At 62.5% G+C, this 15,770-nt stretch carries 12 protein-coding genes; 1 reads left to right on the top strand and 11 read right to left on the bottom strand.

Translation table 11 applies throughout. The annotated features are described in order from the left end of the window. Positions 1-19 precede the first annotated feature (19 nt). From ACP7B9_RS09800 to ACP7B9_RS09850, 11 genes are all read right to left on the bottom strand, one after another. Entirely contained in the window at positions 20-1,279 is a 1,260-nt protein-coding gene (locus tag ACP7B9_RS09800; protein WP_425862887.1) for an NAD(P)/FAD-dependent oxidoreductase, read from the bottom strand. Positions 1,280-1,473: 194 nt separating this feature from the next. After that, the gene (locus ACP7B9_RS09805) at positions 1,474-2,886 is read right to left on the bottom strand and encodes an amino acid permease (RefSeq protein WP_425862890.1); all 1,413 of its coding nucleotides are present in this window, start codon (positions 2,884-2,886) and stop codon (positions 1,474-1,476) included. A gap of 223 nt (positions 2,887-3,109) precedes the next feature. Continuing rightward, positions 3,110-4,591 carry a rhamnulokinase gene (locus ACP7B9_RS09810; protein WP_425862892.1) on the bottom strand — a complete coding sequence of 494 codons (1,482 nt, stop codon included), beginning with the start codon at positions 4,589-4,591 and terminating at the stop codon, positions 3,110-3,112. Next, on the bottom strand, positions 4,588-6,648 hold the full coding sequence (locus tag ACP7B9_RS09815; RefSeq protein WP_425862894.1) for a bifunctional aldolase/short-chain dehydrogenase: 2,061 nt from the start codon (positions 6,646-6,648) through the stop codon (positions 4,588-4,590). The genes ACP7B9_RS09810 and ACP7B9_RS09815 overlap by 4 nt, the downstream gene beginning before the upstream one ends. Beyond that, positions 6,636-7,802, bottom strand: coding sequence for an L-rhamnose isomerase (gene rhaI / locus ACP7B9_RS09820; protein WP_425862896.1), 1,167 nt, complete (start codon positions 7,800-7,802; stop codon positions 6,636-6,638). Before rhaI ends, ACP7B9_RS09815 begins: the two co-directional genes overlap by 13 nt. Position 7,803: 1 nt before the next feature. Then, the gene (locus ACP7B9_RS09825) at positions 7,804-8,181 is read right to left on the bottom strand and encodes an L-rhamnose mutarotase (protein ID WP_425862898.1); all 378 of its coding nucleotides are present in this window, start codon (positions 8,179-8,181) and stop codon (positions 7,804-7,806) included. After that, positions 8,178-9,626 (bottom strand): arabinose isomerase, encoded by a 1,449-nt coding sequence (locus ACP7B9_RS09830; protein WP_425862899.1) that lies wholly within the window; start codon positions 9,624-9,626, stop codon positions 8,178-8,180. Before ACP7B9_RS09830 ends, ACP7B9_RS09825 begins: the two co-directional genes overlap by 4 nt. A 106-nt stretch (positions 9,627-9,732) precedes the next feature. Continuing rightward, entirely contained in the window at positions 9,733-10,791 is a 1,059-nt protein-coding gene (rhaS, locus tag ACP7B9_RS09835) for a rhamnose ABC transporter substrate-binding protein (protein ID WP_425862901.1), read from the bottom strand. A gap of 49 nt (positions 10,792-10,840) precedes the next feature. After that, positions 10,841-11,908: an ABC transporter permease gene (locus ACP7B9_RS09840; RefSeq protein ID WP_425862903.1), complete on the bottom strand. Its 1,068-nt coding sequence runs from the start codon at positions 11,906-11,908 to the stop codon at positions 10,841-10,843. Then, entirely contained in the window at positions 11,901-12,947 is a 1,047-nt protein-coding gene (locus ACP7B9_RS09845; protein WP_425862905.1) for an ABC transporter permease, read from the bottom strand. The genes ACP7B9_RS09840 and ACP7B9_RS09845 overlap by 8 nt, the downstream gene beginning before the upstream one ends. Continuing rightward, positions 12,944-14,488, bottom strand: a complete 1,545-nt coding sequence (locus tag ACP7B9_RS09850; RefSeq protein WP_425862907.1) for a sugar ABC transporter ATP-binding protein — start codon at positions 14,486-14,488, stop codon at positions 12,944-12,946. The genes ACP7B9_RS09845 and ACP7B9_RS09850 overlap by 4 nt, the downstream gene beginning before the upstream one ends. Positions 14,489-14,724: 236 nt before the next feature. Between ACP7B9_RS09850 and ACP7B9_RS09855 the strand changes: the two genes are divergently transcribed. Then, entirely contained in the window at positions 14,725-15,735 is a 1,011-nt protein-coding gene (locus ACP7B9_RS09855) for a LacI family DNA-binding transcriptional regulator (protein WP_425862909.1), read from the top strand. Positions 15,736-15,770 lie beyond the last annotated feature (35 nt).

Genomic DNA, 15,770 nt, shown 5'->3' on the forward strand with positions numbered 1-15,770 from the left:
GTCCGCTAGCGCAGCCGGACTAGCGCAGCGGGTTGAAGTGGCGCATGGTGGCCGGCGCCGCTTGGCCTGTCATCCCCGCTGCCACCATTTTGCCGGTGAGCGGGCCTAGCGCGATCCCCCACATGCCGTGCCCGCCGGCAACGTGAACGCGAGGGGAGGCAGTGGCCCCCACGAGCGGGAAACCATCGGTGGTACAGGGCCGCGACCCCACCCATTCCTCAGCCCGGTCTTCCCAACTAATGCCGGTGAACATGGGCGAGGCAGCTTCCACAATGGCCTGGATGCGGCGCGGGTCCAAGGGCGCATCGGCATTCCGGAACTCCATCATGCCGGCCACCCGTAGCCTGTCCCCGAGAGGGGTGCAGGCCACACGCTGAGCGGGGAAATAGATGGGGCGGGTGGGCATCGCCTCGGGAACCACCGTAAAGCTGTAGCCCCGCCCTGCCTGGACCACGCGCCTGACGCCAAATTTGCGCGCCAACGTTCCCAACCACGCACCCGTGGCGAGGACGACGGCGTCGGCCTTAAGTAGGCGTCCTTCCGAACCAATCACGTCCACACCGGTGCCCGTGTCGCGAACATCAAAAACGGTAAAAGCGCTCAACAAGGTGGCACCGCGGGCAACAACGGTGTCGGCGAGCGAGTGCATGAATGCTGGCGGGTTAATGAAGCGTTGGTTTCGGATTTCGATTCCTGCAGCCACGCCAGCACCAAGTGCGGGCTCGAGTTCACGAATCTGATCTCCGGTGATGAGATTGAAGTCCACGTGACCGCCCGTTTCTCGGATGACGTGAAACTCCTTTACAAGAGCCTCCCTGTCTTCCATGGAGGCAAACCCCGCCAAGAACGGATCCGCGGAATGAGTTAATTCGGCCACGGCAGGAGTCCCGGCCGCGATCTCATCGAAAGCGTCAATCCCGGTACGTCCAAGCTCGGCAAACACTCCCATGGCCGAACGCCATTTGGCCGGTGTGCAGTTGCGAGCGAATCCAAGGAGGAATTTTAGGAGCGTCGGATCTGCGGAGAGCGGAATATACAGCGGCGACGCCGGATCGATCATGGCCTTGAGACCATAACGCAGGACGGCCGGCTCGCTCAACGGGAGCGTCAGGGCGGGGGTTAGCCAGCCGGCGTTGCCCCAGGAAGATCCCGAGGCGACCTCTCCGCGGTCAACCACTGTGACCTTGATGCCGTGCTCCTGCAAATACCAGGCAGTGGACAATCCAATGATTCCCGCCCCCACAACAACCACATGTTCAGGCGCCTTTGCACTGACCACGATTCACACTCCTTGAGCAGTGGCCGGCCACTTTTCACACCGGCGCTGATCCCAACATAATCTCGTTTGGACATTCCCCCAAACGGCAGGCCCTGGCGCTTAAACAACTGACCCGCAGTAGTGGTTCGAAATCGGGGAAATATTACCGATTTACGACCACTACTGCGGGTCAGTTGTTCAGGTGAAGGCTTATCTCACGGGCGGGCGTCAACGTCATCCCGGAGTTCATCGCCAAGCTCGACGACGGACGCATGGTTGGCGCCCTTGTTGCGGTATCGGAAGACGCCGATGGCCACGACCACGGCCGCCAGCGCCACCGACAACAGCAATGCCTCCCGGGTTTGGGGAACAATCACCATACCGATGAGCAAGGCCGTGATGGCCACGATGGAAAGCCAGGTCAGGTACGGGAAGAACCACATCTTCAAGGCGAGATCCTTCGCCTCGGCGCCCATCCGGCGTCGCAGGATCAGCTGGGAAAGGGCGATCACGAGCCACACGAACAAGGCGATGGCCCCGGAGGTGTTGACCATGAATAGGAATACCTTATCCGGGGACAGGTAGTTCAAGCCCACGGTCACGAAGCCAACCACGGTGGACGCCAGAACTGCGCTGACAGGGACTCCACGCTTGGAGATCTTGCGCCAGGACTTGGGGGCATCACCGCGAGTGGACAGCGAAAACAGCATGCGGCTGGCCGTGTACAGGCCAGAGTTCAGGCAGGAGAGCACGGAGGTCAGGACAACTACGTCCATGATGGTTCCGGCACCCGGGATCCCAAACAGCTCAATGACGGCAACGTAGGGGCTCTTGGCCACCGATGCATCGTCCCACGGCAGCAGCGTCACAACGATGGCCACGGAGCCAATGTAGAACACCAGGATGCGCCATACGGTGGACTTCACGGCCTTCTTCACGGCATCTACGGGGTTCTCGGACTCACCGGCGGCAATCGTGGCAATCTCGGCACCAAAGAAGGAAAACACCACTACAAGGACACCAGCCAGGACGGCACCTGGACCACTCGGGAAGAATCCTCCGTTGCCAGTGAGATTTGAAAGGCCCGGAGCGTCGACGCCCGGCAAGAGTCCAAGGATGGCTGTGATTCCCAACAGGAGGAACACGATGATGGCGGCCACCTTGACGGAGGCAAACCAAAATTCAAATTCACCGTAGGACTTCACCGAAGCCACGTTGGTCAATGTCAGCAACACCATCAGGATCAGCGCCCATTGCCATTGCTCAACCCCGGGCACCCAGCGGTGCATGATGGCGGCTCCGGCTGTTGCTTCAACGCCGAGGACTATGATCCAGAACCAGGCATAGAGCCAGCCAATACTGAAGCCGGCCCACCGCCCCAGCGCCTTGTCTGCATAGGTGGAAAAGGACCCGGTTTCCGGATGGGCGGCTGCCATTTCACCCAGCATCCGCATCACAAGGATGACCACGATACCGGCCGCCGCGTAGGCCACCAGAATCCCAGGACCGGCCTGTTGAATGGCGGCGCCTGATCCTACAAAAAGCCCGGCGCCGATAACTCCGGCAATGGCAATCATGGACAAATGGCGCGGTTTGAGGGTCTTTGCTAACTGTTGCTCTGACTGCATTGGTAAAACTTCCTCTTGGCGTTCCCTGGGCGGCAACGAGGCCGCGGGATTCCGTGAGTTGGATCACGGGGGACGCCCCAGCCTAAAACGGCTTTCGCATCTGCCCGTTGTCCATAGTCCCAAAATGACGTACCGAAATCTGGGCAATTGCACTGAAAATTCCCATAAGAGGCCGCCTTGTTGACCATGAGGAAACCCCATGGACGCAATGGAACGCCCTTCACTAGATGACGGCCGTGTCCCGCGGCCGGTAATAAACGCTGGAGGTGCTGGCGGCAACCACCGCACGCAGTTCGCCCAACGATCGCGGGGCTACCCCCGCTGCCCGCGCCTGGATGAGCACGTTCCCCAGCGCCGTGGCTTCCACAGGACCGGCCACCACCGGCAACCCTGTGGAATCTGCCGTCAGCTGGCACAGCAGCTCGTTTTGCGAACCGCCGCCAACAATGTGAATCACGTCCACCTGTTTGCCGGACAACGCCTGCGCTTGGGTGACCGTCCGGGCGTAGGCCGCGGCAAGGCTGTCCAGAATGCACCGTACGACGGCGGCCGGCCGGGTTCCCAGCTCCCTTCCCCCTGCGTGCACCGCGGCACGGATCCGGGCAGGCATGTTGCCCGGGGCAATGAATTTATCGGCATCCACATCAATCAGCGGGCCCCCGGAAGCTTCGGCGGCGGCCGCCGCTAACAGCTCCGGCAAGGACAGCGTGGGCCTCTGTGCAGCGACGGCCGGGGACCCGGCGTCGGCTGTGCGTTCTTCCCAGGACTGTTCCCAGGTGCGCATGGATTCGCTGAGCAACCAGAGCCCACCCACGTTGCGGAGGTATCTGATGGTGCCGTCAACGCCGCGTTCGTTCGTGAAATTTTCCAGCCGGCTCGCCTCGGACAGCACCGGGCGATCGAGTTCAACGCCCACCAGCGACCACGTGCCGGAGGAGATGTACGCAAAGTTCGGGGTGGTCGCCGGAACTGCCGCCACAGCCGAGGCGGTGTCATGCGAGCCCACGGCAACCACCTTCGTTGTAGGGGGCAAGCCCGTTCGGGCCGCAATGTCAGGGCGAAGCGTGCCGATGGTCTCGCCAGGCTCGATCAGCGGCGGAAACAAGTCCATCGGCAGGCCAAGGGCCCTCTGAAATTCGGTGGCCCACTCCCCCGCCACCGCGTCGTAGAGCCCCGTGGTGGAGGCATTGCTCGATTCCGTGCGGCGCTCACCTGTCAGCAAGAATGCCAGCAGATCCGGGATCAACAGCGCCTGCTTGCCACCTAGGTCTATTTCGGCGGCCATCTGGTAGATGGTGTTGAAGGGCAAGTGTTGCAGCCCGGTCGTCTCGTACATCCGGGCAGCGTCGATCAGCTCATGCACGCCATCCACAGCGGCAGCCCCACGACCGTCCCGGTAGTTGAACACCGGTCCGGCCAAGGCTCCGTTGGCGTCAACAAGACCGTAGTCAACGGCCCAGGTGTCAATGCCGATGCTTTCAATACCGGCTCCGAGCGCGGCGGCGTGCTCCGCGGCGGCCCGCAGCCCGGTGAGCACCTCGGCAAACAGCGCCTCAAAGTCCCAGTAGAGGGAGCCGTCAACCTCCAGGACCCCATTCGGGAAGCGGTGAACCACGTGCAGCTCCGCTATTCCCCCGGAGAGGCTGCCGACAATGACGCGGCCGGAAGACGCGCCAATGTCGACGGCGGCAAACAACGCACTCATCGCAGGAAGGCTGCGGCCACGCCGGCGTCCACGGGGATGTGCAGGCCGGTGGTGTGCGACAGCTCGGCAGAGGTCAGCACGGCGGCGGCGTTGGCCACGTTCTCCGGCAACACCTCACGCTTGAGCAGGGTTCGCTGTGCGTAGTATTCGCCCAACTTTTCCTCATCCACACCGTAGACGGCGGCACGCTTGGCGCCCCAGCCACCGGCGAAGATGCCGGAGCCGCGGACCACGCCGTCGGGGTTGATGCCGTTGACACGGATGCCGTATTCACCGAGTTCGGCCGCGAGCAAACGCACCTGGTGGGCTTGATCGGCCTTGGTGGCGGAGTACGCAATGTTATTGGGTCCGGCGAACACGGAGTTCTTCGAGGAAATGTAGATGATATCCCCGCCCATATCTTGCTCGATGAGGACCTTGGCGGCCGCCTTAGACACCAGGAACGAGCCCTTGGCCATGACATTATGCTGCAGATCCCAGTCCTTTTCGGTGGTTTCCAGCAACGGCTTGGAGATGGATAATCCGGCGTTGTTGACCACGAGGTCCAGGCCGCCGAATGCCAACACGGCCGCATCTACTGCGCCCTGCACGGCAGCTTCGTCGGTCACATCGGCCTTGATACCAATGGCTACATCCGGACCGCCGAGATCCAGCGCCACGGCCTGAGCAGCTTCAAGGTTCAGGTCCGCAATGACCACGCAGGCGCCTTCCGCGGCAAGGCGGGTGGCAATGGCTTTTCCAATGCCCGACGCCGCACCCGTCACCAAGGCGATGCGGGTGGCGTGCGATTTCGGCTTGGGCAGACGGGCCAGCTTGGCCTCTTCTAAGGCCCAGTATTCGATCCGGAACTTCTCGGCTTCGTCAATGGGCGCGTAGGTGGAGAGGGATTCGGCTCCACGCATGACGTTGATGGCGTTGAGGTAGAACTCGCCCGCCACGCGTGCTGTCTGCTTGTTCGCACCGTAGGAGAACATGCCGACACCGGGAACCAGCACAATAGCTGGATCCGCACCGCGCATGGCAGGGGAATCAGCCACGGCGTTGCGATCATAGTAGGCCGCGTAATCCGTGCGGTACTCGGTGTGGAGTTCCTTCAGCCGGGCGATCGAGTCTTCTACCGAAGCATCCGCCGGGAGGTCAAGGATCATGGGCTTGACCTTGGTGCGCAGGAAATGGTCGGGGCAGCTGGTGCCCAGTGCGCCGAGGCGGGGGTGCTCCTCCGCGCCAAGGAACTCCAACACTGCAGCGTCGTCGCTGAAGTGGCCAACGGCGGCCTTGTCAGTGGAGGCCAGTCCGCGGATGGTCGGGGCCAGGGCCGCGGCCTTGGCACGGCGTTCAGCTTCCGACAGGGCGCCATATCCTAGCAGCGCTGCACCGAACGGGTCCTTGCGGGCGTTGGCTCTAATGTAGGTCTCTGCCGTTTCAATGATCCACAGAGAATTGGCTTCCGCTTCCTCGCTTGTCTCACCCCAGGCGGTGATGCCGTGGCCGCCCAGGATGGTGCCGATGGCGTCCGGGTTGTTGGCCTTGATGGCCGCAATGTCCAGGCCTAGCTGGAATCCGGGACGACGCCACGGAACCCAAGCCACCTTGGTACCGAAGATCGTGGCGGTGAGCGACTCGCCGTCGGCCGCAGTTGCAATGGCGATACCGGAATCCGGGTGCAGGTGGTCCACGTGCGCCGCGTCAACCAGGCCGTGCATGGCCGTGTCTATCGACGGCGCAGCACCTCCCTTTCCGTGCAGGCAGTAATCAAACGCGGCGACCATTTCATCTTCGCGCTCAACACCCGGGTAGGTGTTGACCATGGCGCGCATGCGGTCGAGACGCAGCACGGCCAACCCGGAGTCCTTCAGCGTACCGAGGTCTCCCCCGGAACCCTTGACCCACAGCAATTCCACGGCTTCACCCGTGACAGGGTCAGTCGCGAAACCCTTGGCGGAGGTGTTGCCACCGGCATAGTTGGTGTTGCGCTTGTCTGCGCCCAAACGGTTGGATCGGGCAACTAGATCTGCCACGGCATTGCTTGTTAATTCAGTCATGCTTATGCTCCCCATCCGGCCTGTTGGCCGCCTTGGCGGTCTGCGTTGATTTTCTCTTGGTAGCCGCTGGCGGCAAAAGCTGCCATCGGGTCGGCAGGCAGCCCGCGAGATTCACGCCACGAGGCTAGGGTCGGGCGCACATCGGTGTAAAAGGCATCCATCAGCACCGCGTTGGCAGCCAGTACGTCGCCAGAGTTTTGCGCTGCCTCCAAGGCTGTGGTGTCCACCAGGAGTGCCCTGGCTGTCATTTCCTGGACGTTGAGGACGGAACGGATCTGGCCTGGGATCTTACCTTCAACGTTGTGACACTGGTCCAGCATGAAGGCCACGTTGTTGGCCGGGTCCAGGCCGCCACCGCGGACCACCTCGTGCATGATCCTGAACAATTGGAACGGGTCTGCGGCGCCCACAATCAAGTCGTCGTCGGCATAGAAGCGGGAGTTGAAGTCAAAGGAGCCGAGTTTGCCCAGGCGCAGCAGCTGCGCCACGATGAACTCGATGTTGGTGCCCGGGGCATGGTGCCCCGTGTCCAAACAGACCAGCGCCTTCTCACCCAGAGCTGCGCAATGGACGTAGGAGGTGCCCCAGTCCGGCACGTCGGTGTGATAAAAAGCGGGCTCAAAGAACTTGTATTCGAGCACCATGCGCTGCTCGTCGCCGAGCCGGTCGTAGACCTTCGTCAGGGAATCGGCCAGCCAATCCTGACGGGCACGGATGTTGCCCTGGCCCGGATAGTTGGTGCCATCAGCCAACCAGATTTTCAGGTCCTGGGAGCCTGTCTGGTTCATGACTTCAAGGCATTCAAACATGTGGTCGATGGCCTTGGACCGTATGGCGGGGTCGCTGTGGGTGAGGCTGCCGAACTTGTAGTCATCGTCCTGGAAGGTGTTGGAGTTGACAGTACCCAGCTTTACGCCCAGATCCCCCGCATAGTCAGCAAGGGCGGTGTAGTCCTCCACCTTGTCCCAGGGGATGTGGAGTGCCACGGCCGGCGCCAGCCCGGTGAGGGTGTTGACTTGCGCTGCGTCGGCAATTTTTTCCTCGATGGTCCGGGGAGTTCCGGGCGTCGCAAAGACTTTAAAGCGGGTGCCGGAGTTGCCGAATGCCCAGGAGGGCAATTCGATGCTCTGATGTTCGAGCTGGGTCAAAACGTCGGTGGGGATAGACACGTCAGTCTCCTTGGGTTGTGAAGTGGTTGGGTACTGGCGCCACGGCGGCCAGTTGGTCTTCGAGGTTGAATACCTCACTAAGTTGCTTGAAGCCCTGATCGGGGGCCCCGTCTAGATCCTCGAAGAAGCCAGCCATTTCGGCCTGCCAGCGGGCATTGACCTCGGTAGCTGCCATCTGCGCCTGCGCTTGCTGCAGGCTGGTGGTTTCGAAGTAGCCAATCAGCAGCCCGTCGGGGCGCAGGAAAAGCGAGTAGTTGTGCCAGCCGGCTGCCTTGAGGGCCGCCAGCATTTCCGGCCATACGGCCGCGTGCCGTTGCGTGTATTCTTCGATGCGCCCGGCTTTGACCTGAAGCGTGAAGCAGACTCGGAGGAGGCTCATGAGAGCACCACATGACGGTGTTCAATGCCCAATAGGGATGCCGCGGCCTTGATATCGGATGCCCGGTGGCCCAGGCACAGCGCCCAGTGGTGGCCGATCCCGGTCTGGCTCCACTCGTCAACCCACAGCCCGGGGTCCCCACCAAAATCCACACGTGAGGTGGTGTTGCCGATCGCCAGCAACGGGCCCGGGACCACCTCGCCTTCCGAGGTGACGAAGACGTAGCTACCGTCCCGGTTCTGGCCCAGGCCGAAGGTGGTGACGGGGCCGTGCTGGACATCGAATTCCACCGATACTCCCCAGCCCCGCTTGCCGTGGTAGACACCCAGCCCACGCAGCAGCGGGTCTTTCGCTGACACGGCCAGATGTGCTGGCCCGTCGTGGCCCATCTCCACCACATTGTCGTGGAAGTTCAGGGCCTGAATTTCGGTGAATGAGCCGCCAGCGCCGATGGCCTGGGCTGCGAGCATGGCGATGGAGGTCCGCAGCTCAAACTCGCCGGCCATGGGGACTCCTCTGGCTGTAAGGATGGAGGCGCCCAGGATCATCCCGGCACCCAGCCGTTCATGCTGTTCGCCAGCCAGTCCACGGTGGTAGTAGGCCAGCGAGTCCAGGTTGAAGTCCTCCACAAGTCGGTCCAACCCCACTGACACCTTGGCACCCCAGGCGAAATCGTCGTCGTCCACGGAGTCATCCAGGACAAAGAGTTCACGGGCCAGGTTCAGGCGTTCGGCCACCTGAGACGGTGTCACCTCGTTGACGCGCTCCCGCAGGTCATCAAATTCGAGCACCTCAACATGGGAGCCAAACGTTGTTGAGACGGTGGTCAGGTCGGTGGCGACATCCAGCATGCCGGGGTACAGATGCCCCATCAACCCGTGCCGGGCGTTTCGCAGCCGTGCCCGGACACCCGCCGCGTGTACCCACTGGGTGATCCGCTCCCACGCGGACTCCTGCTTGAGATGCCCAGAAACGGAACGGAAGTCGATCCCTGCGCGGCGGAAAACATTGGCAACTTCCGGCACCGGGCACTGACCGCAGTAGGCAAGCCACTTGCCGGTGTCAAAGGAAGCGTGGTCCATGGCCTCGGTGGGCTGCAGGTCAATGACTAGGACGGGAGTCTTGGCCCGCTGGGCGATGGGCAGCACCATGGATGAGGTCAGGTACGTCGTCAGGAAGATGACTATCAAGTCACAATCAGCCACACGCAGTTTTTCCCCGGCAATTGCTGCCTCTTCGGCGTCGGAGATGAAGCCGGTGTCCAGCACGTCTGCCTCGAGAGCCTCGAAGCGGCTGGTGACGTAGCGGACAGAGTCCTGCAATTGCGGCAGCAACTGCGGAAACTGGGGCCAGTAGGCGCCAAGGCCGCCGGAGACCAGGCCGATCCGGGTGGGCCGGCGCCGGTGCTGTGCCAACAGCTGCGTCGCGGGTTGAATGTGGTTCATCGGGGGCCTTTCGGCATGAAATTCGGCATGAAAAAGGAACTCAGGTTCAAAGCAAGCGTTGAAGCGGTGCCGGACGGGCTCTCAGTGGCCCGCCCGGCTACGCGGATTAGAAGTCGTACTTGTCGATGTTTGCGGTGTTGAACACTGTGGGCGGGCCGACGATCACAAGGCCGCCGTCGAGGACCTTGCGCTCGCCCAGTTCACCGGCGGTGAAGGTGTCGCCAGCGGCGCCGGTGATTGTTCCGTCCTTGAGTGCCTTGCCGGCGAAGGAGGCAACGTAACCCAGCTGGGCCGGATCCCAGAGTGCGAACTCCTTGACGGTTCCATCCTTGACGAACGGACGCATTTCATTGGGCAGTCCCAGTCCGGTCAGCGCAACCTTGCCCTTGTAGGCGGAGGTGGAGAGGTAGCGGGCGGTGGCTGCGATGCCTACTGTGGTGGGGGAGATGATGCCCTTGAGGTTCGGGTGGGCCTGCATGAGGCCCTGTGCTTCCTGGAACGATTTGGTGTCATTGTCATCGCCGTAAACCTTGGCAACGAGTTTGATGTCCTTGTAGTCCGGGTTGCTCTGAAGCTCCTCCTCCATGAACTTGATCCACTCGTTCTGGTTCGTGGCGTTCGCGGTGGCCGACAGGATGGCGATCTCGCCGCTGCCGCCAATCTGCTCGGAGATGAGCTTGGTCTGGATCAACGCAACGTCTTTGGCCACCACCTGGCTAATGAATACGTCGCGGCAATCAGGGTTGGTGTCGGAGTCGAAGGCGACAATCTTGGCCCCGGCGGTGCGGGCCTCACCCAGGGCGGTGCACACAGCGTCGGGGTCATTGGCGGCGATCACAATCACATTGGTGCCGGCCTGCGTCTCGGCATTGATGAAGGAGACCTGGCTGGAGGCGGAGGCTTCCAACGGGCCCACGACGTTCGAGGACGCGAAGCCCGCCTCAGTGGCACCCTTCTTGCCGCCGGACAAGACAACGTCCGTGTAGGGGTTGTTCAGCTGTTTGGGGATGAAGGTGATGGTGGCGTCCCCTCCCGCAGCCGCGTCACTGCCGGCGGGAGTGCCCGAGCCGCTGCAGGCAGTCAGGGCCATGGCGGCCACTGCCGTGACGGCGACCAGGGACGCTAGACGGGACGGTCGGGGCGATTTCTTGCGGTTGAACATCATTGTTTTTCCTTCGCTTGTGGTGGTGAAGTGCTTTTTTGGTTTAGTTGGCTTATAGCTCGGCGTTGCGGCGGACGCGGCGGTTGTGCCGCCACCCCCTGATGGCAGAACCGATGCTCGGGGCTACGACAGACAGGATGAGCAGCAGGCCCGTCACGGTGATGAGTACGACGTCGGACACCCTCCCCAGCCGCAGCGCGTAGTTCAGTGAGCCGATTAGCAGGACGCCGGCCAGGACCCCGGGAATGGAGCCCTTACCGCCAAAGATGGAGACCCCGCCGAGCAGAACGGCAGCGATGACTGCCAGTTCCAAGCCGGAGGCGTTGTCGCTGCGGGCGCTGGTGTAGCGCAGCGTCCAGAAGATACCTGCAAGTGCCGAGACAGCTCCAGATGCCACGTAGAGCCAGAATTTACTGCGGGCCACCTTGATGCCCACAAAGGCTGCGGCTTCCTTGCTGTAACCCATGCCGAAGAGGCCGCGTCCAAATGGGGTGAAGTGCAGCAATACCCCGAAGAAGATGATGACCACGATGACGCCGATCATCACCGTGGGGATGCCCGTGGCACCCAGCTTGGACGTGAAGAAAGCTGTCAGCGGCTTGGGGAAGTTGGCCACGGCGTTGTCGCCGATGGTCACTAGAGCCAGGCCCCGAAAGAGCGCCAGGGTGCCGATTGTGACGGCCAGCGACGGCAGTCCCAACACGGCAATCAGGAAGCCGTTGAACATCCCGCAAACGGCCCCGACAAGTAAGCTGACCGCCAGCACCAGCCAAATGTTCATGCCGCCTGCCCAGAGAACTCCCATGGTGGCGCTGGTCAGCCCGGCAATGCTGGCCACCGAAAGGTCTATTTCGCCGGTGATGATGATCAACGTCATCGGCATGGCGATCAGCAGGACAGGAATGACGTCTAGGAGCAAGAAGCCCGTGGTGACCGGCGATGCGAAGCGGGGAATGCTAGCGGCCGCGTAGATCAGAAACGCCACCAAGGCGTAGATGGTGATGGCGTCCCGGCTGGCCAGGAGCTTTGCGGCCCGGGACTTGCGCCACGGTGGCGTGTACGTGCGCCGGGTAGGTGCCGCCGCGGGGGCGTTGCTGGTGGGCGTGGTGGTCTCAGACATTCCTGGCCTCGCTAATCCGCAGTTTCTTGGCTGTGCGCAGACTAGCCACGCGGTCGATGATGATGGCGGCCAGGATCAAGATGCCAACAATGGCCTGCTGCCAGAACTTGTCCACCCTGACAGCTGTCAGCGAACTGGTGATGGTGGTCAGCAGCAGGGCGCCGAGCGCCGCCCCCGTAACGGATCCGCTGCCACCGAAGATCGCCACACCGCCCACAACGGCGGCCGCAATCACTGTCAGTTCCATGCCGGAGCCGGTGGTGGCTCCCACGGAGTTGAAGCGGCTGGCGTAGAGCACGCCGGCCAGACCGGCGAGTGCCCCGTTGGCCAGGAAGGCCAGCAGCACGCGTCTGGAGACCTTGATGCCAAAGGCTGTGGCGGCGTCGGGGTCGGATCCGATGGCGTACAGGTCCCTGCCGGGCCGGGTTCCGGACATGTACATTGCCACCGCGATGACAACGACGACGGCCACCAAGGTGATGATGGGAAACCCGAGGAACGTATCAACGGAGAGGGCACCGAAGGCATCCGGCCGGTCGCCGGCGAAGTATTGCTTGCCGCCGGCCCAGGCGTTGTTCAGGCCGCGGAACACGTAAAGCGCGCCGAGCGTGATGACCAGGGCCGGCACCTTGGCCACTGTCACGAGGATGCCGTTGATGGCGCCGAGGCCCATGCCGAAGACCATGCCGATGCCGAAGACGGCAATGATCGGGATGTCCGGCATGGCGGCGAAGATCGATCCCGTGCCGAAGGCCACCATGCCCAGCATGGAACCCACGGAGAGGTCGATGTTCCGGGTAATGATTAGCAGGGTTTGCCCCACAGCCAAGATCATGACGATGGTGGCGTTCAACAGCAGGTCCTTGACGCCTTGGGCGCTGAGGAACAGCGGGTTAATCAGGTAGGTAACGAGCACCAGCACTGTCAATGCGATGAGCACGGGCAGCTCACGGAGCCGGAGCACCGATGTGGCGGCCGCCCAGCCGCGAGATGCTGGCGGCTTGGCTGTTGCTTTCCTGTTGTCCAGGGCTGAGCTCATGGGGTTCCTCCCGCGGAAGACGTGGCGGCATGCATGATGGATTCCGGATTTGCGTCCGCGCGGTTGAGTTCGGCGGTGATTTGGCCTTCGCGCATGACCAGGACCCTGTCGGCCATACCCAGGACCTCGGGCAGTTCGGAGGAGATCATCAAGATGGCGATCCCGCGGCCGGCCAGGTCGGAGATGAGCCGGTGGACTTCGCTTTTGGTGCCGACGTCGATGCCGCGGGTGGGTTCGTCGATGATCAGCAGCCGGGGTTCGGTGGCCAGCCACTTGGCAAGCACTACTTTTTGCTGGTTTCCGCCGGAGAGGGTCGAGACGGGGTGTTCCAGGGAGCCGCTCTTGACCTGGAGGCGTTCGCTCCAGTCCTTGGCAGCTCGACGTTCGGCTGCTCCATTGATGAGTCCGGCCGTGGTGAACTTGTTGCGCAGTGTCAGGGTGACATTTCGGGCTACGGACAGTTCCAGGACAAGCCCATGCTTGCGCCTGTCCTCTGGAACAAACCCCATGCCTGCTGTGATGGCTGCTTGGGGATCACGGGCCTTGAGCCGGCGCCCCTCAAAGGTGATGGCACCGGCGTCGTACGGGTCGATCCCGAACACGGCTCTGGCCACTTCGGTGCGCCCGGCACCGACCAGGCCGGCAAGGGCAACGATTTCCCCGGCGCAGACTTGGAAGCTGATGTCCTTGAAGACGCCGGCCCGGCTGAGCTGCTCAACATCAAGGACGACGGCGCCAACCTCGGCTTCGGCCTTGGGGAAAAGCGCGCCAATGTCACGCCCGACCATCTCGCGGACAATGTTCTCCACGGTGACGTCGGCGGTTTGGTGGGTGGCGATGTAGCGCCCGTCCCGCATCACCGTGATCCGGTTACACAGCTCGAAGACTTCCTCGAAGCGGTGCGAGATGAACAGGATGCCGGTGCCCTTATCGCGCAGGCCGCGGGCGACGGCGAACAACCGGTCTACCTCCACGCCGCTGAGGGCGGCTGTGGGTTCGTCCATGACGAGCACCTTGGCATCCAGCGAGATGGCTTTGGCGATTTCGATGATTTGCTGGTCGGCAATGGACAGGCCCTCGGCAATCCGGGTCGGATCGATGGGGACGCCGAGCCTTTCAAAGAGCTTGCCCGCCTCCTTCACCATGGCGGACCGGCTGATCAGCCCGAAGCGGCCCTTGGGCTGGCGGCCAATGAAGATGTTCTCCGCGACGGTGAGGTCGGGAAAGAGCGTGGGCTCCTGGTAGATGACCGAGATTCCCGCCGCCTTGCTGTCGCCGACGCTGCGGAACTGTACAGTTTCGCCAGCGACCCGGAAGTCTCCCGAATCCGGGCGGTGCAGGCCAGCGAGGATCTTCACCAGCGTGGACTTGCCGGCGCCATTCTCCCCGACCAGCGCATGGATTTCCCCGGGCAGGATTTCGATGGTTCCGTCGGCTAGCGCAACTACCGGGCCGAAGGTCTTGGCTGCATGGATGAGGGTGAGTGCCGGCTTGAGCTCCTCCCCTGAGGGGCCGGACCGGGAGCTGTTTGTTTGCTGCATAAAATGAACCGCACCTTTGGGGCTGTGTGAACTCGATAATGAATCGTTTCATTACGAGCTGTGATTTGAATCATAGAGCGCTCAAAGGTTGGGCGTCAATAGCCTCAGGAGGGTTTTGTGATTCGTTTCAATGAAGGCGTTCAAAGAGGCACCGGGCAGGGTAGTCTGAGGTCACCATTTTCTCTAGGTGCACCTGTCCCAAAGGCGGGGCGGGAACTAACTCAGGAGCCCCCACCATGGTTTCAGCCAGCGTCAAGGACGTCGCTGCATTGGCCGGCGTGTCCGTTGGCACTGTCTCAAATGTGCTCAACCGGCCAGAAAAGGTGTCCCCGGCCGTCACAACCCGGGTTCAGGCGGCCATCGAAAAACTCGGCTTTGTCCGCAATGATGCCGCCCGCCAGCTGCGCGCCGGCATGAGCCACAGCATCGGGCTGGTGGTTCTGGATGCCGCGAACCCCTTTTTCACCGATTTGGCCCGGGGCGCCGAGGACAGCGCAGCGGCCGAGAACTTCTCCGTCTTGGTGGGCAACAGCAACGACGACGAGGGCCGGGAAGCTGCCTACCTAGACCTCTTTGAGCAACAGCGTGTGCGCGGCGTCCTCCTCTCCCCCGTGGGTGACGTCATCCCGAGACTGGAGCAATTGCGCCGCAGGGGCATCCCCACCGTTCTCGTGGACCGGGTGTCGGACAACCTGAGCTTTTCCTCCGTCGGCGTGGACAACCTCGCCGGCGGCGAAATGGCTGTGCGGCACCTGTTGTCACTGGGCCGGCGTCGGATAGCTTTCGTCGGCGGCCCAACCTCCATCCGCCAGGTGGCCGAACGACTCACCGGCGCACGCAAGGCCATCGGGGAGGTTTCCGACGCCACGCTTGAGGTCCTAAAAACCGAATCACTGACGGTGCTCTCCGGCCGGGCCGCGGGCGAGGCCATCCGGAACCGCACTGCAGCGGAGCGACCGGATGCAATCTTTGCGGCCAACGATTTGCTGGCCGTGGGCATCCTTCAGGGCCTGATGCTAATGGGCGATGTGCAAGTACCCCAGGAGATAGCCTTGATCGGTTACGACGACATCGAATTCGCTGCAGCTACGGTGGTCCCGCTCTCCTCGATCCGCCAGCCCAGCGTCCTGATCGGATCCACTGCGCTGGAGTTGCTTTTGCAAGAAGCTGCGGCGGAGCCCGGGTTCGAAGCTACCCACGTGGTGTTTCGGCCGGAGCTCGTGCTCAGGCAGTCGACACTGGGCTGAGCGGCTTGTCCGGCTTGTCTGGAGCGCAGAGAAGG

This window comes from Arthrobacter sp. TWP1-1, from assembly GCF_049897845.1.
In the GTDB taxonomy this organism is placed as follows: Bacteria; Actinomycetota; Actinomycetes; order Actinomycetales; family Micrococcaceae; genus Specibacter.

Excerpts from the sequence above, each read along its gene's own strand:
- ACP7B9_RS09815 (WP_425862894.1), bottom strand. The coding sequence starts at position 6,648 with ATGGGGAGCATAAGCATGACTGAATTAACAAGCAATGCCGTGGCAGAT.
- ACP7B9_RS09810 (WP_425862892.1), bottom strand. The coding sequence starts at position 4,591 with ATGAGTGCGTTGTTTGCCGCCGTCGACATTGGCGCGTCTTCCGGCCGC.
- ACP7B9_RS09855 (WP_425862909.1), top strand. The coding sequence starts at position 14,725 with ATGGTTTCAGCCAGCGTCAAGGACGTCGCTGCATTGGCCGGCGTGTCC.
- ACP7B9_RS09825 (WP_425862898.1), bottom strand. The coding sequence starts at position 8,181 with ATGAGCCTCCTCCGAGTCTGCTTCACGCTTCAGGTCAAAGCCGGGCGC.
- rhaS (WP_425862901.1), bottom strand. The coding sequence starts at position 10,791 with ATGATGTTCAACCGCAAGAAATCGCCCCGACCGTCCCGTCTAGCGTCC.
- ACP7B9_RS09805 (WP_425862890.1), bottom strand. The coding sequence starts at position 2,886 with ATGCAGTCAGAGCAACAGTTAGCAAAGACCCTCAAACCGCGCCATTTG.
- ACP7B9_RS09830 (WP_425862899.1), bottom strand. The coding sequence starts at position 9,626 with ATGAACCACATTCAACCCGCGACGCAGCTGTTGGCACAGCACCGGCGC.
- ACP7B9_RS09845 (WP_425862905.1), bottom strand. The coding sequence starts at position 12,947 with ATGAGCTCAGCCCTGGACAACAGGAAAGCAACAGCCAAGCCGCCAGCA.
- ACP7B9_RS09840 (WP_425862903.1), bottom strand. The coding sequence starts at position 11,908 with ATGTCTGAGACCACCACGCCCACCAGCAACGCCCCCGCGGCGGCACCT.
- ACP7B9_RS09850 (WP_425862907.1), bottom strand. The coding sequence starts at position 14,488 with ATGCAGCAAACAAACAGCTCCCGGTCCGGCCCCTCAGGGGAGGAGCTC.